We start from the raw sequence: 20,656 nt of genomic DNA, 5'->3' as shown, positions 1-20,656 counted from the left end.
CTAGTTCGTCCGGGCCAGACTCACCAGAAGCGACACGATCACGCCGATGATCACCAGGCCGCCGCCCACCACCAGGGTGATGTTCAGCCACTGATGCATGCTGTCCTGCGCAGTGCCGACCATCACTTCAGCGATCCGCCGAATATCACCAGACGAGTTGTCCAGCACGGTATTCAGCCGGCGTCGGCCGAATTCGATTGCCGCCCAACCGGAAGCACCAACCAGGAGCGCGGACACCCCCAGACCGACGAGCATCTTGCCCCGGCTCCCGGCGACGAACAGCGTCAGCAGTGCGAACAGTCCTGCCACCACCGCCGCGCCCACGCTGACCCATGGGCCGAAGGTCGCGACCGGACGCAACGCACCGGGTCGCAACGCCGATGGAGCGTTGTCCGTCAAGGGAATTGGTATCGAGGACGGCAGCGTGACGTTGTAGTTGCTGAGCGTCTCCTTGAACGCGGCATCGGAGAGCATCGGCGCCAGGTCGATCACCCAACGGCCCTGCGAATCGACACTGGAACGAACCCGGTCGGTGAACAACCATCGGTGGGCGAAGCGATTCGCCTGCGCGAACTGGCCCGGAAACGACGAGCTGGCGGTGTAGGCGGCGGCGACCAGGCTCACGGTCCCGGTGTTCACGCTCGTACCCAACCGGCCCACCTGCGAGGTCAGCTCCGAGGCCATCGCCGACTGCAGCCCGGGATCGGCCGCCGCCTTCTGCGCCAGCGCCGCGTAACCGTCCTCGTCGACCAGGTGCTGCTGCACCCATGCCGCGGGTAGGGCGACCGCCAACAACAGCGTCGTGACGAGCCACATCAGTAGCGTCGCCGCGAACCGCACGCGTCCTCCTCTGCGGGGACGCGAGGCCTCAGTCGGAGTGAGTCGCGCGGCCCACGATCAAGGGGTCGGGCAGACCGACCACCTCAAAATCTTTGTTGTCGTAGTTGAACTTACTCAGCACATGGCGCATCGCGTTGATCCGCGCCCGTTTCTTGTCGTTGCTTTTGATGACGGTCCACGGCGCGATCTCGGTATCGGTCCAGGCGAACATGTCTTCCTTGGCCGAGGTGTAGTCGTCCCACTTGTCCAGCGACGCCAGGTCCGTCGGCGACAGTTTCCACTGCCGCACCGGATCGACCTGCCGGATCGTGAACCGGGTGCGCTGCTCGCTCGAGGACACCGAGAACCACAACTTCGTCAGGCTGATCCCGTCGTTGACCAGCATCTGCTCGAACAACGGCGCCTGCCGGATGAACTCGGCGTGCTGCTTGGGCGTGCAGTACCCCATCACCCGCTCCACACCGGCCCGGTTGTACCAGGACCGGTCGAACATGACGATCTCGCCGGCAGCCGGAAGATGGTTGACGTAGCGCTGGAAGTACCACTGGGTGCGTTCCTTCTCGGTGGGCTTCTCCAGCGCCACGACCCGCGCACCCCGCGGGTTGAGATGCTCCATGAAGCGCTTGATGGTGCCGCCTTTGCCGGCAGCATCGCGCCCCTCGAAGACGATGACGTGCCGCAGCCCGTGGGCCTGGCTCCACTTCTGCAGCTTCAGTAGCTCGATCTGCAGCAGCCGCTTCTGCTCTTCGTACTCGTTGCGGGTCAGCCGCTCGTCGTACGGGTAGTTCTCCCGCCACGTGTCGACGGCCAGCCCGGCGGCGTCCAGCAGCACCGGGTCGTCATCGTCGTCATCGAAAATCGTGTAGCCATGGCTGTCGAGTGACACGGCCGGAAATTAGCAGCGTCAAGAGAACCGAGAGTGACGCCACGGTGAACTACCCGGGCTCAGGCGGCGGTGTCCGCCTTTGAGGGACGCGCTGACCGTCCGTGCCCGCCGACTCGTTCACCTTCGGCTTTCTTGGTGCCGCCGGATTTGGCCGCACGCTCCTGCTTGACGCCACGGGGCGTACGGGCGGATTGCCCCTGTGCGCCACCCTTTCGCTCCGCCGACTGCCCTTCGGTGACAGGGCTTGTCGAATCAGTCTGCGCTGCAACCCCTTTGCGCACCGCCACCGCAGATTCCGACACTGCCGCGGACGGCAGTGGTGTCGGCGTGATGGGAGCGGGAAGGTAACTCAGCAGGTGGTTGACCGTGTCGACGAAATGCGAATACAGCGAATAGGCCAGGCCGTCATGGGTGCCGAAGCCGCTGTCACCCGTCGGCGGCGGCAGGAAGAACAACGGCTTGACGAGGTTGTACGTCAGATTGCCCAGCAGTCCCTGATACAGGTCCGGGTCCAGGGCGCCGTAAACGAGGTGACTGAGCAGTCCGGGAATGTCCGCGGGATGCTGGATCGCCGACTCGAAGGTCGCCTCGAGATCGGCCGGCAGATAAGCCAGGTAATAGGTGACCGCCGCGGCCAGCGTCACCGGCAGGGCGATGACGTCCTGCGCCGCATAGATCAACCGGCCAATCGGGGTGTTGTAGAGCTGCCACATCGCGGTGATCGCCGGGGTCGGGTCGGCCAGGTTGGCGAAGGCGTGGTTGATGCCGTTGGCGACGTTGTTGATCGCCTGGGTGATCGGCACCGCCAGCGGAGCCGGCAACACATTGACCAGTTGCAGAACCACGTCGTTCTTCAGGTACCACGGATATGCGTAGTACGGGATCGTGGTGTCGGACGGATCCACGTAGTTGTCGGACGGGTTGAGGTAGGTCTGCAACAGATAACTCAGCGCACTCCTCTGGTTGTCGGAGAAGGCCGCCGCCCAGAACACCGGGTTGAAGGGCACCCCCCAGCCGAAATCGGCGTCGTCCCAGTAGTAGTTCAGGCCCAGCACGAGATCGGTTCCGATCAGGACGGCGCTGGCCGCCGCCGACACGACGCTCCCCGCATTGTTGAGTACATCGGTGACGAACGACGCCGGCTGCACGCCGGCATTGCTCAGCGACCGCATCGACTCCGGACCGGCGCCGACGATCGCCGGAGCGGTGGCCACCATTCCGGCCGTCAGAACGGCCGCGGCAAGCTTCGTGTGCGGACGCGCGCTAAGAAACATTGATTCCCCCGAATCCGTCGGCACGGCATTCCCCGCACACGGGAGCATGGCATGGCACTACCTACGCGTCAATGACGTGGATTGCGTCATCAGCGCAGCCACACACACGATCGCGCTGCCCAGAAGGAGCCCGCCGACGGCGTCGGTGATGTAGTGGTAGGTCACCGCCTGGCCCAGCATCCCCAGCAGCACCCAGACGACGGCCACCACCACGGCATACAGCCGCGCACCCACCACCAGAAGCGCCATGCCGAGCACCACGACCATGAGCGTGGTGTGGCCGCTGGGATACGCGACCGCCTCATCCTTCGTGCGGCCGAACCATTCCTTGAATAAACGTGAAAGCCACACGGCGGCAACGGGACTCACTGCCACCACAGCAAGCAATAGCCAACGCCGCCGGTAGGCGGCCAACCCCAGCGCGGCGACCAGGATCACCAGCGTCGTGCGCTGATCGGTGAAGAACAGCAACCATCCCAGCACGCCGCCGTTCGCTCGCTGGAACCAGTCGTCGACCGGCGTCGATCCCTTCCCCACGGCCCAGCCGAGCAGCCCCATCGCCGCCAACCCGAGCGGCGGCCACCAGCGGACCGCGGTGGTGATCAGCGGGCGATGCCCCGTACGTAGGCCGCCTGACCCAGGTGCTGGGCGCAGTCGTCGATGATGCTGACCAACCGCATGCTGGCGGTCACCGGCGGATTCCAGTTCGTGTCGACCACGCGGGCCAGCTCGTCGGTGGTGACACTGGCGATGTACTCCAGAGTCACCTTGTGCACGGCGTGGTAGTAGCCGGCCAGCAGATCCGCGGGCGCGCGGACCTTGCCGACCTCTTCGGGGGTGTGGCCGTAGCCGTGCGCATCCCGGGGCAGGTCCAGATCGAACCGGTCCACCCAGCCACCGCTGAACCACACCTGATCGGTTCCGGCGATGTCGGCCAGCTGCGCATCCTGGACCCGCGCGCTGTGCCACACCAGCCAGGCGATGCTGTTGGCCGTCGCGGTCGGCCGGAAGAACGAGACCTCGTCGGTCAGATCGTCGGTGATGTTCTGGACGTGCTCGATGATGCGAGTGAAGGAATCCCGCAGCAGTTCACGGGCCGCATCCGCGTCAGTCAGTGAGTCAGCCATGGTCTCGACGCTACGCGGAGTTCGTGGGGACCTGAGCCTCAGGCTGGGCGCCGTGGAACACCGCTTCGACGTTGTTGCCCTCGGGGTCGCGGACGAACGCGCCGTAGTAGCCGGGGTGGTACTCGGGCCACAACCGCGGTGCGTGCAGCGGCTCGACGCCCAGCGCCAGTGCGGTATGGAAGAAGGCCTGCACCGATTCGGCGTCCTTGGCCTCGAAAGCGATGTGCACCTCACGGTTGGGCCCGGTCGCGTCCCCGGCTGAGGCATCGGCGATCCAGAACGTCGGCTTGCCCTCGGTGCCGTAGCCGATGGCTTCACCGAAGTCCATCACCCGGTGGTAACCGAGGACGTGAAGAACCTTGTCGTAGAACTCTTGGGATTCGGCGTAGTTGTCACAGTTGATTCCGAAGTGATCGATCACAGCTCACATACTTGCAGCCGACGTAATCTGAGCCCATGAGTTACGACTTGGTCATCCGCAATGGCACGATCGTCGACGGCTTGGGCGGTGCGCCGTACCGCGGCGACGTCGCCGTGTCCGATGGTGTCATCGCCGCGGTCGGCACCATCTCCGAAACCGGTGAGCGCGAGATCGACGCGACCGGCCTGCTCGTCACACCCGGATTCGTCGACCTCCACACCCATTACGACGGGCAGGCGATCTGGTCGGACCGGATGATCCCGTCGTCGGCGCACGGCGTGACGACCGCGGTCATGGGCAACTGCGGCGTCGGGTTCGCGCCCTGCCGTCCCGAGGACCACGACGTCCTGGTCGACGTGATGGCCGGCGTCGAGGACATCCCCGGTGTGGTGATGGTCGACGGACTGCCATGGACGTGGGAGACCTTTCCCGAGTTCATGGACGCGCTGGAATCGCGGCAGCGGGACATCGACGTCGCGGCGTTCCTGCCGCACTCCCCGCTTCGCGTCTACGTCATGGGTCAGCGCGGTGTCGACCGCGAACTGCCCACCGCCGAGGATCTGGCACTGATGCGCAAGCTGGCCGAGGAAGCGATCCGCGCCGGCGCGCTGGGCTTCGCCTCGTCGCGGCTCACCTTGCACAAAACATCTGGCGGGCAACCGATTCCGAGCTACGAAGCGCAGTACGAAGAGATCGAAGCGATCGCCCGCGGCGTCGACGACGCAGGAGGTGGCCTGCTGCAGTTCGTGCCGGACCTGATGGCGGGTGACTATGAGGGTGCCTTGAGCGCCGTGTTCGACGTCGCCTCGGAAGTCGGTCTGCCCGTGACGTTCACGCTCGCGATCGGTAATGCCGGTCCGCCGATCCACCTCGACGCGCTGCGCATGGTCGAGAAGGCCAACGCCAACGGCGGCGACGTCACCGGACAGATCTTCCCGCGTCCGATCGGACTGGTGCTCGGCCTGGACCTTTCGGGCAACCCGTTCGTCATGTATCCGGCGTACCGCGAGATCGCCGATCTGCCGTTGGCCGAGCGCGTGGCCGAGATGCGTAAACCCGAAGTGCGGGAACGCATTCTGAACGACAGTCCGGCCAGTGACGGGCATCCGCTGATGTTCGCGGCCCAAGCGTGGAACTACATGTACCCGCTGGGCGATCCGCCAAATTACGAACCGTCGCCGGAGGATTCGATCGGCGCACGAGCTGCCGCGCGCGGCGTCAGCCCGCTGGAGGAGGCCTACGACCGGCTGCTCGACGACGACGGTCACGCCATGCTGCTGGTCACGCTCGCCAACTTCCGCGACAACTCGCTGGACACGGTGGCGGAGCTGATTCAGCGCGACGACGTCGTCCTCGGTCTGGGCGACGGCGGTGCGCACTACGGAATGATCTGCGACGCAAGCTTTCCCACCTACATGCTCACGCACTGGGTGCGTGACCGGGAGTCCGGCCGGTTGTCGGTGGAACGGGTGATCCAGGAGCTGACGTCGGTGCCCGCGCGGATTGCCGGACTGGCGGACCGCGGCCGGCTCGCGGTCGGTTACAAGGCCGACATCAACGTGATCGACTCCGATGCGTTGCGGCTGCACCAGCCGACCGTCAAGTCTGACCTGCCCGCAGGAGGGCGACGGCTGGACCAGACGGCCGACGGTTACGTGGCGACGATTGTCTCCGGTGAGGTGATCTCGGAGAACGGGGTACCGACGTCGGCGCGGCCGGGCCGGCTGATCCGCGGACGTCAACCCGCACCCGCTCTGTGAGCCGGGTAGCGCCACTGGCTCAGCCGTGGAGTGACTCCGACGCTGCCGACATCGGCAGCTGGGGCCATCCCGACCGGACCTACGAACCGCTGCTGCTGGTGCGCTGCCTGCAGCGCCACCCCGACATGGCGCGCAAGCTGCGCAAGATGGGTGAATCGCTCTACGTCGACACGAAGTTGCCACCGCGGGTGCGCACGATCGCGATCCTGCGGATCTGCGGGCTGGTGCACTGCGCCTACGAATCGGGTGGGCAAGCGGCGTTCTGGGGTCCGATCGCCGGGGTCTCCGGCGAGGAGGCCGACGCGCTGGCGGTCGGTTCTCCGGATGACCCGCGGTGGAGCGCGTCGGAGCGGGTGCTCATCGACGCGGTCGACGAGCTGGAGCGCACCGGGTCGTGGTCGTCGGCGACGTGGACCGCGCTCGGCGAGAGCTTCGACGACGAGCAGCGCATGGAGCTGCTGATCGCCGTCGGCTGGTACCGGACGGTGTGCACGCTGTGCAACGGTCTGGACTTGCCGGTCGAGGGCTGGATGCGGCCCTGGCCGTCGTCAGCGGCGTAGCGCTGGATGCTGCTTGACCAACAGCGGTAGCAGCACCCGCTGCGGCAACAGTTGGAAGATGCGCGTCGACACCTGGCTCGCCAGACCGGGGATCACGCTGCCGCGGTCGTCTTCCAGCGCGTCGATACCAGCCTTGGCGACGTCCCGCGACGGCTCCCACATGAACTTCGGAAAGGCGTCGGCGAACGTCCGCTCGTCCATCCCCGCGGCCTGAAGAAATCCAGTGCGCACCGGGCCCGGGTTCAGGGTGGCGATAGTGACGCCGGTGCCCGCCAACTCTGCGCGTACCCCGTCTGTGTAGGACCGGACGAATGCCTTTGTTGCCGCGTAGCCCGCTTGCCCGGGGAAGGGCTGGAAGCCGGCGGTCGAGCCGACATTGAGGATCGCCCCGCGGCCGCGCGGCACCATCTGTTGCACCGCACGCGTCGTCAAGTCGATGACAGCTTCGACGTTGACGCGGACCTGGGCGATCTCGTCATCGACCGACGCGTCCTTGACCGGGCCCATGGTGCCGATGCCGGCATTGTTTACCAGGATGTCGACGGTCAGACCGCGGCGCTCGACTTCGTCGAACAGTGCGGCGCGGGCGTCGGGGTCGGCGACATCGGCGGCGATGACTTCGACACGGACCTGGCTGCCGAGTTCGGTGGCGAGCTCTCGGAGCTTGTCCTCGCGGCGAGCGGCGAGGGTGACACCGTGGCCGCGAGCGGCGAGTTCACGGGCGAGGTCGGCGCCGATGCCCGAGGAGGCTCCGGTGACGACGGCGGTAGACGTGGGTGACGGCGTAGGCAGCGGCATTTGCTTGGCAACCCTAGGGCACAGTGCCGGTATTCCCCAGGTTTGGGCGTACCGACAGCAGTATCGTCGGCCCATGAGCGTCAAGGTGGACCTCGACCAGCTCGCCGGCACGCTGGCCGACTATCTGTTCGGCTATCTGATCACCGTCAGCGATGACCACCGCGCACACACCGTGGCGGTGGACCCTCAGCTCGTGGCCGGTGTGTTCGACGTCGGCTCGGTGGGCAACAGCACGCAGCGCAATGCGCTCGCCCATCCCGACGTCACGATGGTGTGGCCGCCGCGAGAGCCGGGCGGGTACAGCCTGATCGTCGACGGCCGCGGCGAGCTCGCCGACGATCGGCTGCGGGTGATCCCCCAGCGCGCGGTGCTGCACCGGCCTGCCGTCCCGGGCGTGCCGACGGCGTCGGGCTGCGGCGACGACTGCGTCCCGCTCTAGCTCGCCGAGTAGTTCACGCTTCGAGTGTGCGGTTTCATCCGCAACACGCCGTCGATCGCGGATGGGAACGCACACTCACCATGTGCGCGGACAGCCGCGCGCCGTAAGTGCCGCATCAACCCGATCGAGGAACACCCGCGAATTGTTGTGCAGCATCGAACTCGTCACCCGCACGTCGATCCACCCGAGCTCCGGCAACCGCGCATAGCGTTCGACATCTTTCGATCGCTGCCGAGGGTCAGTCCAATGGTGTGCGCCGTCGAAGTCGACGCCCACCCGGTATTCCGGCCACCCCATGTCCAGCCTGGCGACCACGAACCCGTCATCGTCGCACACTCGGATCTGAGTTTCCGGTCGCGGAAAACCATTGCGAACGAGCATGATTCGGGTGAGCGACTCGTACGGCGATTCGGACCCGCCGTCGACCAGCTCCAGCACCGCGCTCAGTTGCTTCAGGCCGCGGACCCCACCGTGCTGTGCCATCACGGCATGGACGTCGTCCACCTTCACGTCCGTGGCTTGCATGAGGGCATCGATTCGTTGCACCGCCGTCGTGAACTCAAGGCGCCGTCCGAGATCGAACGCCGTCCGCGCCGGCGTCGTCACAGCCAGCCCGCGCAGCTGTTGAATCTCGCCAGGTAACAACGTGTCCGAGTAAACGGCGATCAGCTGCGGTGGCCGCCGATTGGTGTGGACGAGTTCGGCAGCCGCATCAGGGTCAATCCACTTGGCGCCCAACCACGCCGATGCCGACGAACCCGCGAGCACGCCTCTGCGACCCGACCAGAGCCAGGCAGCGCGGGCCCGATCGACCGCCGAGATTTCGACACCGCGGGGCATCCACACGCCTGGGTAGATCGCGGCATGGAATTGCCTGAGCTCGCGGAAGGTCAGCGCTTCAGCAGCCAGGGCTTCGGCCGCAAGGAACGGCCACGCGACGGTCTGCATACGCGAAGACTGCCAATGCGCTGGACGCTGTGCGTTCCGCTATCCCCAGCATGCGCGAGTGTGCGGATTGATACGCGCATCGCGGCTTGGCTTCAAGGGGTGATTGCAACACTTCGTGATTGGAGTGTTGATGCCGCGGAGTCCGTTGTTGTCGGTTCAGGCCCGGTTTTGGGAGTTGGTGTCTGCCGGGCTTGGTCCTGGTGACGCCGGGGTGGTGGTTCGCGTGTCGGCAGCCTCTGGCCGGTTGTGGTTTCGCCAGTGTGGCGGTGTGAATCCACAGCTGCAGCAACCCCGCGGGGTGAAGCGTCCACGGCTGACGCACGCCGAACGTGAACAGATCATGCTCGGCACCGCTTCGGGAGAGTCGATTCGTTCGATCGCTCGACGGTTGGGGCGGGCCGCCACGACGGTCATGCGTGAGATCGAACGTAATGGCAAGGTGCGTGGACTCGAGGGCCGGTACCGGGCCCTGCATCGTTTCGGCGCCAATCGGGGCGGTTGGGACGCCAAGTCGGGGTATTCGGCTGTGCTGGCCCAGCAGCGCAGCGAGGCCCGGGCCCGCCGGCCCAAGACGGGCAAGATTGCCCGATGCCCGGCGTTGAGTGATGAAGTACAAAGGCTGTTGACCAAGAAGTTCAGCCCTGCTCAGATCGCGGGACGGTTGGCCAAGACCTATCCCGATCGCCCGGCGATGCTGGTGTCCCACGAAACCATCTATAAGGCCCTCTACGTGCAGGGACGGGGCGAACTGCGGCGTGAACTGACCAAGTGTCTGCGCACCGGACGCGCGCTGCGCAAGCCCCGCAACCGGCGGCCGAGCGGCGATGGCCCAGGACATATCCAGGGCATGGTCAACATCAGCGAGCGCCCTGCCGAAGCCGATGACAGAGCTGTGCCCGGGCACTGGGAAGGCGACCTGATCATCGGCAAAAACCAGACCTCTCAGATCGGCACCCTGGTCGAGCGATCCAGCGGTTTCGTCCACTTCGTGCACCTGCCCGGGCGTCGCGACGCCGCCACCGTCGCCACGGCCCTCACCAAGGTCATCAAGACGTTGCCCGACGCGCTGCGCCGCTCACTGACCTGGGATCAAGGCATCGAAATGCATCACCACAGCCGCATCAGCATCGACGCCGACATCGACATCTTCTTCTGCGATCCCCACTCCCCGTGGCAACGCGGCAGCAACGAGAACACCAATGGCCTGGCACGCCAATACTTTCCGAAAGGCACCGACCTATCGGTGCACTCCGAGGCTTACCTCGCCGAAGTCGCCGCCGAACTCAACGAACGACCACGCAAACGCTTCGACTGGGACAACCCCGCCGAAGTCCTCAATCGACTACTGTCACCCCCGACAGAGTCCACTGTTGCAACCAATCCTTGAAACCGCCCGGCGTGTTGCGTATGAAACCGCACACTCGGATGGAAGGCAAACGAAAAGCCCCGGTGCGCGGAGCGCACCGGGGCTTCTTTCGTACTGGGACTTAGAAGTCCATACCGCCCATGCCACCGGTCGGGTCGCCCGCAGGTGCGGCGGCCTTCTCCGGCTTGTCGGCGACGACGGCCTCGGTAGTGAGGAACAGCGCCGCGATGGACGCCGCGTTCTGCAGCGCCGAGCGGGTGACCTTCACCGGGTCGGCAACGCCGGCCTTGAGCAGGTCCTCGTACTCACCGGACGCGGCGTTGAGGCCGGTTCCCTGAGCAGAGTTGGTGACCTTCTCGGCGACAACGCCGGGCTCGAGGCCCGCGTTGAAGGCGATCTGCTTCAGCGGAGCCGACAGCGCCACGCGGACGATGTTGGCACCGGTCGCCTCGTCACCGGAGAGCGACAGCTCATCCAGCGCCGGAGCCGACTGCAGCAGGGCCACGCCACCACCGGCGACGATGCCCTCTTCGACAGCAGCCTTGGCGTTGCGCACGGCATCTTCGATGCGGTGCTTGCGCTCCTTGAGCTCCACCTCGGTGGCAGCTCCGGCCTTGATCACCGCAACACCGCCGGCCAGCTTGGCCAGGCGCTCCTGCAGCTTCTCGCGGTCGTAGTCGGAGTCGCTGTTCTCGATCTCGCTGCGGATCTGGGCCACCCGGCCGGCGATGGCGTCGGAATCACCGGCGCCCTCGACGATGGTGGTCTCGTCCTTGGTCACCACGACCTTACGAGCCTGGCCCAGCAGGGAGATGTCAGCGGTCTCGAGCGAGAGGCCGACCTCCTCGCTGACAACCTGGCCGCCGGTCAGGATCGCGATGTCCTGCAGCATGGCCTTGCGGCGGTCACCGAAGCCCGGGGCCTTGACGGCGACGGACTTGAAGGTGCCGCGGATCTTGTTGACCACCAGGGTGGACAGGGCCTCGCCCTCGACGTCCTCGGCGATGATCAGCAGCGGCTTGCCCGACTGAATGACCTTCTCCAGCAAGGGAAGCAGGTCCTTGACGGTCGAGACCTTCGACGACACCAGCAGGATGTACGGATCCTCGAGGACCGCTTCCTGACGCTCGGCGTCGGTCACGAAGTAACCCGAGATGTAGCCCTTGTCGAAGCGCATACCCTCGGTGAGCTCCAGCTGCAGGCCGAAGGTGTTCGACTCCTCGACGGTGATGACACCCTCGTTGCCGACCTTGTCCATGGCCTCGGCGATCAGGTCACCGATGGTCTGGTCGCCCGCGGAGATCCCGGCGGTCGCCGCGATCTGGTCCTTGGTCTCGACCTCCTTGGCGCTCTTGAGGAGCGTCTCGGTGATCTTCTCGACGGCCTTCTCGATACCGCGCTTCAGGCCGAGCGGGTTGGCGCCGGCAGCGACGTTGCGCAGACCTTCGCGAACCAGGGCCTGAGCCAGAACGGTGGCGGTGGTGGTGCCGTCGCCCGCGACATCGTCAGTCTTCTTGGCGACTTCCTTGACCAGCTCGGCGCCGATCTTCTCGTACGGGTCCTCGAGCTCGATCTCCTTGGCGATGGACACACCATCGTTGGTGATCGTGGGGGCGCCCCACTTCTTCTCCAGGACGACGTTGCGGCCCTTGGGGCCCAGCGTCACCTTTACCGCGTCGGCGAGGCTGTTCAAGCCCCGCTCGAGGCCGCGACGGGCCTCTTCGTCGTAAGCAATGATCTTGGACATTGCGAAGTGAATCCTCCGGTTGGGGGTTACACGTCTCTTGGCCGGACGCAGTGCCCGCGACGGACGACCCACAGCTGTGTACGGCTGAGGTCTCACCGTCCCGACCTAGCACTCACCGGTCGGGAGTGCCAACCACATTCTTAGCACTCGACCTAGGCGAGTGCAAGAAGTGAATCAGCCGTTCACCGTGCGCGTAAACCCGTCACGATCACGTTCGTGATCCGGTCGGCGACGTCATCTCCGTACGACTGCCCGCTCTTGCAGACGACCATCAGCGCCTTGAGTTCCGCGACGCCGACATCGGCGCGGGCGACGCCGGCCTTCTGGGCCGCCGTCAGCATCTCGCCGAGCATGCCGAGGAATTCGGCTTCCGCGCCGGGCGCCGCGGTGTCGAGGTCGATTCCATAGCTCGCCATTGCCTCGACCATGCCGTGGTCGGCCGCGCCCTCGCGCACCATTTCGCGGAGGAATTCGAACAACGCCGTGGACGGATCCGCGGCCAGCAGTTCGCGCGCCCGCCCAACGACGAACCGCATGCGCTCGCCGATAACGGCCTCGAACAGCGCTTCCTTGGTCGGGAAGTGGCGGTAGACAGTGCCGGCTCCGACGCCGGCACGCCGCGCGATCTCGTCGATCGGCACGGACAAGCCCTGCTCGGCGAAGACCTCGTAGGCCACCTGCAGCACCCGGGCGCGATTCCGCGCCGCATCGGCCCGCAACGGCCGGCAGCTCAGTGCCACCTCATACTCCCTCACGCGTTGACAAAGCGGGGCGCACGTTCCGTATAGTCGAAGAAACCGGGGCGTGCGCTCCGTTTATCCATCGTAATCGAGGAGAATCGCATGGCCGGCTGGAATTCGACCGACATCCCGGACCAGACCGGCCGCACGGCCGTGATCACCGGGGCCAACACCGGGCTGGGCTATGAGACGGCCCGGGCTCTGGCATCCCACGGCGCACACGTGGTCCTCGCGGTCCGCAACCTCGACAAGGGCAAGGCGGCCGCGGACCTGATCGTGCGCCGCTATCCCGGCGCCGACGTCAGCGTCCAGGAACTCGACCTCACCTCGCTGCAGTCCATCCGCGCCGCCGCCGACGAACTGCACACCCGCCACGACCGGATCGATCTGCTGATCAACAACGCCGGCGTGATGATGACGCCGAAGCAGACCACCCAGGACGGGTTCGAGCTGCAGTTCGGCACCAATCACCTCGGTCACTTCGCACTGACCGGCCTGCTGATGGACCGCCTGCTGGCCGCGCCCGGATCGCGGGTCGTGACGGTCAGCAGCAATGGCCACCGGTTCGGCAGCATCAACTTCGACGATCTGCAATCCGAGCGCAGCTACAGCCGCGCGGGCGCCTACGGGCAGGCCAAGCTGGCCAACCTGCTGTTCACCTATGAACTACAGAAGCGGCTGGCCGGTACCGACACGATCGCCACCGCCGCCCACCCGGGTAGCTCGGCCACCGAGCTCGGCCGCAACCTGCCCCGAGTGGTGGAGTGGGGTTTCGGCCTGACCGTGCAGGATGCGGAGATGGGCGCCCTGCCGACGCTGCGCGCCGCGACCGACCCGACTGTGCGCGGCGGCCAGTACTACGGACCGGGCGGATTCCTGCAGATGCGCGGCTACCCCAAGCTGGTCTCCTCCAACAAGCGTTCGCACGACACCGCGGTCCAGCAGCGGTTGTGGCAGGTGTCCGAAGACCTGACGGGCGTGGTGTTTCCCGTCGGCTGATTGGCAGACTGGTGGCTATGTCGCTGCATGTGCCGCCCTATCCCCCGCCCCGCTACGACGGCGACGGCGAGATCAGCGCCACCCTGCGCAAGGCCGACACCCCGGCGGACTTCGAGGTCGGCCCGATCAAGTACACCTACCTGGCCACCGAGAAATCGACCGGCGGCGACTTCGGTCTGTACCGCGTCGACCTCGGACCCAAGGCGGGCGGGCCCGGGCCGCACTTCCACAAGGCCATGTCGGAATCGTTCTTCGTCCTCTCCGGCCGGATCGAGCTGTTCGACGGCAGCGACTGGACCGTCGGCGAGCAAGGCGACTATCTCTACGTCCCACCCGGCGGCATCCACGGCTTCGGCAACCAGTCCGACGAGCCCGCATCGATCCTGATGTTGTTTGCTCCGGGCGCGCCGCGGGAGTTCTATTTCGAGGGGTTGCCCAAGCTCGGCGAGCTGACCGACGACGAACGCCGCGAGTTCTTCATTCGCAACGACAATTTCTTGGTCTGACGACACGCCGCATCGAAGTGCGCGGGCGTATCCGCTTGCGCTAGAGTCCATCTCGACCGAGAGGAGTCCCAGGGGTGCGGGCAGTTGATGCGCCCAGCACCCAGGCGTTACGGGGCTGGCAGCGACGGGCGTTGGTCAAGTATCTGGCCGCCAAGCCGCGCGATTTTCTCGCTGTCGCGACCCCGGGTGCCGGTAAGACCACCTTCGCCCTGCGCATCGTCGCCGAACTTCTCGCCGAGGGCACCGTCGAGGCCATCACCATCGTCGTCCCGACCGAGCACCTCAAGATCCAGTGGGCGCAGGCCGCGGCACGGCACGGGATCGCGCTGGACCCCAAGTTCTCCAACTCCAACTCGCAGACCTCCGCGGAGTACCACGGCGTCGTCGTCACCTACGCCCAGGTGGCCAGCCACCCGACCCGGCACCGGGTGCGTACCGAGAACCGCAAGACCCTCGTGGTCTTCGACGAAATCCACCACGGCGGTGACGCCAAGACGTGGGGCGACGCCATGCGCGAGGCGTTCGACGATGCGACGCGCCGGCTGGCGCTGACCGGGACGCCGTTCCGCAGCGACGACAGCGCCATCCCGTTCGTCAACTACGAAGTCGGTCCCGACGGCTTTGCCCGATCCCAGGCCGACCACACGTACGGCTACTCCGACGCGCTGGCCGACGGCGTCGTGCGCCCGGTCATGTTCATGGCCTACTCCGGTGAGGCCCGGTGGCGCGACAGTGCCGGCGAGGAACATGCCGCCCGACTCGGCGAGCCGCTGACCGCCGAGCAGACCGCGCGGGCCTGGAAGACCGCGCTCAACCCGGCAGGTGAGTGGATGCCCGCGGTGATCGCCGCGGCCGACACCCGGCTGCGCGGCCTTCGCGAGCACGTGCCCGACGCCGGCGGCATGATCATCGCCTCCGACCAGACCGCCGCCCGCGCCTACGCCGACCTGCTGCTGAAGATCACCGGCGAAGCCCCGACCGTGGTCCTGTCCGATGACAAGGGCGCCTCCGATCGCATCTCCCAGTTCTCGGCGAGCACCTCCCGCTGGCTGGTGGCGGTGCGCATGGTGTCCGAAGGTGTCGACGTGCCGCGGCTGGCGGTCGGCGTGTACGCCACCAGCGCGTCGACCCCGCTGTTCTTCGCCCAGGCGATCGGCCGCTTCGTCCGCTCCCGCCGTCCCGGCGAGACCGCCTGCATCTTCTTGCCGTCGGTGCCCAACCTGCTGCTGCTCGCCAGCGAGATGGAAGCCCAGCGCAACCACGTGCTGGGCAAGCCGCACCGGGAGAACCTCGACGACGACCCCCTTGAGGCCGAACTCGCCAAGCAGAACCGTGACGAGCCCGACGAGGGCGAGAACAAGATCGAGTACCTGGGCGCCGACGCCGAGCTCGATCAGGTCATCTTCGACGGCTCCTCGTTCGGGACGGCCACGCCCGCCGGTAGCGACGAGGAGGCCGACTACCTCGGTATCCCCGGTCTACTCGATGCCGAGTCGATGCGAGATCTGTTGCGGCGCAGGCAAGAAGAGCAGATCGAGAAGCGCACCGCCATCGGCGAAGTCCCCCGGCTCACCACCCACGGCCAGCTGCGGGATCTGCGCCGCGAACTCAACGCCCTAGTGTCACTGGCACACCACCGGACCGGCAAGACGCACGGCCAGATTCACAACGAACTACGCCGGGTCTGCGGCGGCCCGCCGGTCGCGGCGGCCACCAGCGATCAGCTCAAGGCCCGCATCGAAGCCGTTCGCGGCCTCACATCGTCGTAAACCCGCTACGCTGCGGCCATGACGCCAGCCGGTCTCTCCGGAATCCCCACGGCGCCAGGGCGTCTGCCGCTGATCGGGCACGCGCACATGGTGACGGGTGACCCGCGCGACCTGCTGCTGCGCGCTCCTGAGATCGGCCCCATCGTTCGCGTGTATCTGGGACCGCGGGCCTCGTACCTGCTGACCACACCGGAGCTCATCCGCGACGTCAGCCTCGGCCGCGCGGGCTCGTTCCACCGCGAACCGATGCGCGAGGCCATCCACGAATTGGTCAGCGGCGCGACCAATGTCCTGAGCGGGCCCGAACACGACCTGCGCCGCAGACTGATCGCTCCGGTCTTTCGGCAGCGCCGCCTCAACGAATACGGGCTCACCGTCGCCACCATCGCCGACGACTGGTCCGGCTCACTGACGAGCGGCACGCAGAGCGATTTGCGCGCCAGCGTCCACCAACTGGTGATGCGGACCATGTTGGCGACGTTGTTCCGTGCCCAGTCCGACGCCGAAGAGATCGACGTCATCCGCGACCGGACACCATGGCTGCTCAGTGAAGTCATCATTCGCGGCGCGCTTCCCAAGACCGCCAGACAGCTACGGGTGCCGGCCAACCGCCGGTTCATCGCTCACTCCAGGCAGGTTCGCGCCGCACTGAGGTCGCTCATCGAGCGCCGGCGCCACGAACCGGACGAAGGCGACATGCTGTCGGCACTGCTGCACCATGTCGACGAGGAGACCGGCGCCACGTTGTCCGACGACAACCTCGTCGACGAGCTGCTCCTGTCGCTGGCGGCAAGCATCGGTTCCCAGTCGTCGATGTTCTCCTGGCTCATCTACGAGACGAGCCGCTCACCAGAGGTCGCCGCCAAGATTCGCGCCGAGCTGGATTCGGTAATCGGTTCTCGCCCTGCTGAAGTCGGTGATGTACCCAATCTGCGATACCTACGGAACGTTCTCACCGAGACGCTGCGCCTGTGGGCTCCGTGGATCAGCATCCTCACCGCGGACGGCCCCGTGCGGATCGGTTCGCACGAGTTCTCGGACCGCACCAACATCCTGTTCAGCCCGTTGATGATTCATCTGCAGGACAAATACTTCCCCAACGCCAGGGCATTCGACCCCGACCGCTGGGAATCCGACTCGATCGATCGCGACGTCATGATGGCCTTCGGCATGGGTCAACGGCACTGCCCCGGAAGCCAATTCGCGCTGCTGTCCATCACCTTGCAAGCCGCCGCCCTGTTCTCGCGGTGGGATATCGAACTGCCCGCCGGGTTCACGGTCAAGCCGCAAGCCAAGGATTTCGTCCTGTCGCCGGCATCCCTGCCGGTGACGTTTTCACCCCGACGCCGCGGCTAGCGCGCCGCCGTCTTCTCCACGATATCGCAGACTCGCGGCACACCGTCGCCGGTCGCCTGCAGACGTGCACCGAAAGCTTCTGCCCGAGAACGCATCTGCGGGTCGAGCACGGTGTCGATCCCGGCCCCAAGGGTGTCAGCCCGCAGCTTGGTGAACGGGACGTGGGCACCGACACCGAGCCGCTCCACCTGATGTCCCCACACCGGCTGGTCGAACGACACCGAGCAGACCAGCGTCGGCAGCCCAGCCCGCAGGCTCTCGAAGAGAGTTCCGATTCCGCCGTGGTGTACCGCGGCCCGGCAGTGCGGGAAGACCAGATCGTGTGCCAGCGCGTCGACGACCTTCACCTTGTCGGACGTGTTGCGCAGCGCGGGGTCCAGGTGGGCACCCCCGACGCTGACCAGTGCCCGCTCACCGGTCCGGGCACAAATCTGCTCGATCATCGCGAGCACCGACCCGAAATCCAGGATCGGCATGCTGCCGAACCCGAAGAAGATCGGCGGTGTCCCGCCCTTCATCCAGTCGAGCACCTCGGTATGTGCTTCGGCCGATTCACCGATCGCCGCCCGGGCTGATTGCGGTAACCACAGGAAGCCGACCATGGGCCGCGACGGGCCCCACTCCTCGGCCAGACCTGGCACGAATGCCTGGTCGTACATCTGCAACTCGGGGACATTGCGCCCCGCCAGAATCGATTCCGTACTGGCCCACGATCGCGGGAGGTCGAGCTTGGTACGCAGGTTGTTGAGATACTTCCCGAAGACCACAGTGCGCAGTCGCTCGATCGCGGACCAGGCCACGCGGTTGAAGACACCGGGCACCTTCCAGTTGGCGGGCACCGATCCGGGCGGGGCGTAGTGACTGTTCTTGCGGCACGGGTAGGTGTGCAGTGTCACCATCGGGATGCCCAGGGCCTGCGAAACAATCGCCGACCGGTCCTCGCTGAACGTGGTGCAGACAATCATCTCCGCACCCGTGGAGATGTCGATGAGTTCGTCGTCCATGCGGTCGGCGTATTCCGACATCTGCTTGGACACCATCGACATCAACTTGAATGTGCTTCCCGCCGCGAGAGCCCGTTGCCCCTCCGGCGACGAATACAGCGCATGCACATCGGGACCGAACTGCCGCGCCGTCAGACCTGCTTTCGCCACGAAGTCAACGAAGTTCGGCGGCGCACCGATGATCACGTCGTGGCCGCGGCGCTCCAATTCCAAACCGAGCGCTACGCCGGGCTGGACGTCCCCGCGGCTGCCGACCAGTGGTATGAGGATCCGCACGATTGCACCCTTCTAGTGAAAGACCAGGCCCTGCCCGACGATGGAAAGATAGAAGACGATCACGAAAACCGTTGGCAGACCGCGAGGATGACTGTCGACCCGCCGCCCGAAGAAGATCCACGCAGACATACACGGCAGCACCGCGGCCGCCAAGGGTAACCAGGCGATCGGCCACCAGTGTCCCGCCCAGCTCCACGGCGTGGTGAGCAGCAACTCGACCAGCACCGCCGACAACCCGAGCACCAACACCGTGAGACCACTTGCCGTAGGGCCGATGACTCGCGAATACGAGCGTAGGTCACCGGCTTCGGACACCCGGGTGGTCTTGCGTGCCAGTTCGACGTGCAGGAACGCGGTGGTGAACACCAGCAGGACGGCCGCCACCTGCAGCCAGGACGCGGCACCGGTGCCGGGACGGCCCGTCATCGCGAAACCTGTTGCCAGGAACTGGGCGGGACACGCCGCGGCCAGGTTGACGATCGGGTTGTCCCGTACCACCGGGACACGCGACTCCAGCCACCACAGGACGAGGCTGTATCCGAGAATGAGCGCCACGAGCGCCGCGGTCCAGACCGACACCGTCGCCGCCAGCAGCAATGCCACCGCAGCAGCGGGCCCCATCGCGATCCGCAATTCCCGGGTGCTGATCCGACCCTGCACCAGGGGCCGGTCCGGGTTGTACACCGTGTCGTACTCGAGGTCCTTCTGGTCGTCGACCATCCGCAAGAAGGCACCAGCAGCGTTGAGCGCCAGGATCTTCAGCGCCGTGTCCCATGACGGACGCCACGGGCCGGACGCATCGCCGACCACGACGATCATGCACTCGACCGCGACAACCCACAGCGCCAGGTAGACCGGATAGACGGGCAGGCATCGTTCGACCAGGAACGCGCCGATACCGCCCGTCCGTCGCAGGACCGTCATTCCATGAAGGCCAGTTCGATGGTGGCTCTGGTCTGACCGGACTGCGTGATGTCACCGCGGAAGATGAGCGGCTCCGCCGCGTCCTGAGTCATCCGAACTGTGCTGACAGCATCCATTTCGGCGAACGACTGGAAGCCGATCTTGAGCCAGGACGGCCCCACCAGGTTCGGTACCTGAGACCCTGCGATCGCCAGCGAAAGCTGGCGAGCCGCCTCGATGATCAGTCCGCCGGAGAGGTGGTCGAGGGGATGGTCGAACAGCGTGGCGTGACCGATGTCCACCACGAGCGGTGCACTCGCCGAACCACCGTCGGCCGCGTGATCGGGCGTGCCGATCACGACGTTCTCCGTCCGGGTCCGCCCCACCGACGACGGATCCGCGGGAGCGGGTTGCGGTCCGGGATCCCAACTCGATCCCGCCCTCATCCGATCCCACTTCTCCAACGGCATCCAGTTGAACGCCGCAGACAGCTCCATGGTCTTGGTGCCCTGGTGGGATGCGACGGCCCGAACTTCCAGGCCGTGGACGGCACCGTGGTCGTCGCGGTGGAATTCCTTCTGCACCACAATGTTCAACTCGAGATCCAGCATCTCCGGGCCACACTCGAGATGGTCGAAATCGACGACGGACAGTTCATACATCCGCACGGTGTGCCGAGCATCGGCGGGCGCGTCGTAGAACAGGTGGCTGCCGGCAATACACCCCTGCCGGAACGCCTCGAGAACCAAGAGCGGGTCGTAGTAGCTGCGTTGCCGTCCCACCCCGTCGGAGTGGAAGCTGTGCAGGCGCGGCAGCTGGGCGTGCACCAACCACGCTCCGCCCTGGTTGACCACCGAGGTGACCAGAACTTCCGACACCGCCCGTTTGTGTACCAACTCACGGTGGATCGTCTGAGAATAGTTGTCCTCGTTCATGT

21 protein-coding genes are annotated in these 20,656 nt (G+C 66.1%); 8 read left to right on the top strand and 13 right to left on the bottom strand.

The window, feature by feature from the left end; all coding sequences use genetic code 11:
• Genes K0O64_RS03380 through K0O64_RS03355 form a run of 6 tightly spaced genes read right to left on the bottom strand, consistent with a single transcriptional unit; the run spans nucleotide 1 to nucleotide 4,548 of the window.
• On the bottom strand, nucleotides 1–840 hold the full coding sequence (locus tag K0O64_RS03380; protein WP_096309837.1) for a hypothetical protein: 840 nt from the start codon (nucleotides 838–840) through the stop codon (nucleotides 1–3).
• A gap of 28 nt (nucleotides 841–868) precedes the next feature.
• Entirely contained in the window at nucleotides 869–1,726 is an 858-nt protein-coding gene (ppk2, locus tag K0O64_RS03375; RefSeq protein WP_096309836.1) for a polyphosphate kinase 2, read from the bottom strand.
• Between the two features lie 59 nt (nucleotides 1,727–1,785).
• Nucleotides 1,786–3,000, bottom strand: a complete 1,215-nt coding sequence (locus K0O64_RS03370) for a hypothetical protein (RefSeq protein WP_096309835.1) — start codon at nucleotides 2,998–3,000, stop codon at nucleotides 1,786–1,788.
• A 57-nt stretch (nucleotides 3,001–3,057) separates the two neighbouring features.
• Complete coding sequence (locus tag K0O64_RS03365; protein ID WP_096309834.1) at nucleotides 3,058–3,558, bottom strand: phosphatase PAP2 family protein; 501 nt, start codon at nucleotides 3,556–3,558, stop codon at nucleotides 3,058–3,060.
• A 44-nt stretch (nucleotides 3,559–3,602) separates the two neighbouring features.
• Nucleotides 3,603–4,127, bottom strand: a complete 525-nt coding sequence (locus tag K0O64_RS03360; protein ID WP_096309833.1) for a mycothiol transferase — start codon at nucleotides 4,125–4,127, stop codon at nucleotides 3,603–3,605.
• Between the two features lie 10 nt (nucleotides 4,128–4,137).
• Complete coding sequence (locus K0O64_RS03355; protein WP_096309832.1) at nucleotides 4,138–4,548, bottom strand: VOC family protein; 411 nt, start codon at nucleotides 4,546–4,548, stop codon at nucleotides 4,138–4,140.
• Between the two features lie 35 nt (nucleotides 4,549–4,583).
• Between K0O64_RS03355 and K0O64_RS03350 the strand changes: the two genes are divergently transcribed.
• Complete coding sequence (locus K0O64_RS03350) at nucleotides 4,584–6,308, top strand: N-acyl-D-amino-acid deacylase family protein (protein ID WP_096309831.1); 1,725 nt, start codon at nucleotides 4,584–4,586, stop codon at nucleotides 6,306–6,308.
• On the top strand, nucleotides 6,305–6,868 hold the full coding sequence (locus K0O64_RS03345) for a carboxymuconolactone decarboxylase family protein (protein ID WP_096309830.1): 564 nt from the start codon (nucleotides 6,305–6,307) through the stop codon (nucleotides 6,866–6,868). The genes K0O64_RS03350 and K0O64_RS03345 overlap by 4 nt, the downstream gene beginning before the upstream one ends.
• Here the strand turns inward: K0O64_RS03345 and K0O64_RS03340 are convergent.
• Complete coding sequence (locus K0O64_RS03340; RefSeq protein ID WP_096309829.1) at nucleotides 6,857–7,666, bottom strand: SDR family NAD(P)-dependent oxidoreductase; 810 nt, start codon at nucleotides 7,664–7,666, stop codon at nucleotides 6,857–6,859. The two genes, K0O64_RS03345 and K0O64_RS03340, sit on opposite strands and share 12 nt — an antisense overlap.
• A 73-nt stretch (nucleotides 7,667–7,739) precedes the next feature.
• Here K0O64_RS03340 and K0O64_RS03335 point away from each other — a divergent pair, with 73 nt between their 5' ends.
• A complete protein-coding gene (locus tag K0O64_RS03335; protein WP_071947767.1) occupies nucleotides 7,740–8,105 on the top strand; it encodes a hypothetical protein in 366 nt (121 codons plus the stop codon).
• A gap of 75 nt (nucleotides 8,106–8,180) precedes the next feature.
• Here K0O64_RS03335 and K0O64_RS03330 read toward each other — a convergent pair whose 3' ends face one another.
• Entirely contained in the window at nucleotides 8,181–9,053 is an 873-nt protein-coding gene (locus K0O64_RS03330) for an endonuclease domain-containing protein (protein ID WP_096309828.1), read from the bottom strand.
• Between the two features lie 130 nt (nucleotides 9,054–9,183).
• On the opposite strand from K0O64_RS03330, the gene K0O64_RS03325 reads away from it, so the two are divergent.
• The gene (locus tag K0O64_RS03325) at nucleotides 9,184–10,440 is read left to right on the top strand and encodes an IS30 family transposase (protein ID WP_425574770.1); all 1,257 of its coding nucleotides are present in this window, start codon (nucleotides 9,184–9,186) and stop codon (nucleotides 10,438–10,440) included.
• A gap of 100 nt (nucleotides 10,441–10,540) precedes the next feature.
• Here the strand turns inward: K0O64_RS03325 and groL are convergent, their stop codons facing one another.
• A complete protein-coding gene (gene groL / locus K0O64_RS03320) occupies nucleotides 10,541–12,166 on the bottom strand; it encodes a chaperonin GroEL (protein ID WP_071947769.1) in 1,626 nt (541 codons plus the stop codon).
• A gap of 182 nt (nucleotides 12,167–12,348) precedes the next feature.
• On the bottom strand, nucleotides 12,349–12,906 hold the full coding sequence (locus tag K0O64_RS03315) for a TetR/AcrR family transcriptional regulator (RefSeq protein ID WP_071950115.1): 558 nt from the start codon (nucleotides 12,904–12,906) through the stop codon (nucleotides 12,349–12,351).
• A gap of 102 nt (nucleotides 12,907–13,008) precedes the next feature.
• Between K0O64_RS03315 and K0O64_RS03310 the strand changes: the two genes are divergently transcribed.
• From K0O64_RS03310 to K0O64_RS03295, 4 genes are all read left to right on the top strand, one after another.
• Complete coding sequence (locus K0O64_RS03310) at nucleotides 13,009–13,905, top strand: SDR family NAD(P)-dependent oxidoreductase (protein WP_071947770.1); 897 nt, start codon at nucleotides 13,009–13,011, stop codon at nucleotides 13,903–13,905.
• A gap of 17 nt (nucleotides 13,906–13,922) precedes the next feature.
• Nucleotides 13,923–14,411, top strand: coding sequence for a cupin domain-containing protein (locus K0O64_RS03305; protein WP_071947771.1), 489 nt, complete (start codon nucleotides 13,923–13,925; stop codon nucleotides 14,409–14,411).
• 74 nt (nucleotides 14,412–14,485) lie between these two features.
• The gene (locus K0O64_RS03300) at nucleotides 14,486–16,180 is read left to right on the top strand and encodes a DEAD/DEAH box helicase (RefSeq protein ID WP_071947772.1); all 1,695 of its coding nucleotides are present in this window, start codon (nucleotides 14,486–14,488) and stop codon (nucleotides 16,178–16,180) included.
• Between the two features lie 18 nt (nucleotides 16,181–16,198).
• The gene (locus K0O64_RS03295) at nucleotides 16,199–17,536 is read left to right on the top strand and encodes a cytochrome P450 (RefSeq protein ID WP_071947773.1); all 1,338 of its coding nucleotides are present in this window, start codon (nucleotides 16,199–16,201) and stop codon (nucleotides 17,534–17,536) included.
• Here K0O64_RS03295 and K0O64_RS03290 read toward each other — a convergent pair.
• Genes K0O64_RS03290 through K0O64_RS03280 form a run of 3 tightly spaced genes read right to left on the bottom strand, consistent with a single transcriptional unit; the run spans nucleotide 17,533 to nucleotide 20,654 of the window.
• On the bottom strand, nucleotides 17,533–18,816 hold the full coding sequence (locus tag K0O64_RS03290) for a glycosyltransferase (RefSeq protein ID WP_071947774.1): 1,284 nt from the start codon (nucleotides 18,814–18,816) through the stop codon (nucleotides 17,533–17,535). The genes K0O64_RS03295 and K0O64_RS03290 overlap by 4 nt on opposite strands.
• 12 nt (nucleotides 18,817–18,828) lie before the next feature.
• Entirely contained in the window at nucleotides 18,829–19,740 is a 912-nt protein-coding gene (locus K0O64_RS03285; RefSeq protein ID WP_096309824.1) for a UbiA family prenyltransferase, read from the bottom strand.
• Entirely contained in the window at nucleotides 19,737–20,654 is a 918-nt protein-coding gene (locus K0O64_RS03280; protein WP_096309823.1) for an AfsA-related hotdog domain-containing protein, read from the bottom strand. Before K0O64_RS03280 ends, K0O64_RS03285 begins: the two co-directional genes overlap by 4 nt.
• Nucleotides 20,655–20,656: the final 2 nt, after the last annotated feature.

The organism is Mycolicibacterium pallens, from assembly GCF_019456675.1.
Lineage (GTDB): Bacteria > Actinomycetota > Actinomycetes > Mycobacteriales > Mycobacteriaceae > Mycobacterium > Mycobacterium crocinum.
Note: the sequence above shows the minus strand (reverse complement) of the source record. Positions and strands in the feature narration are given on the sequence as shown.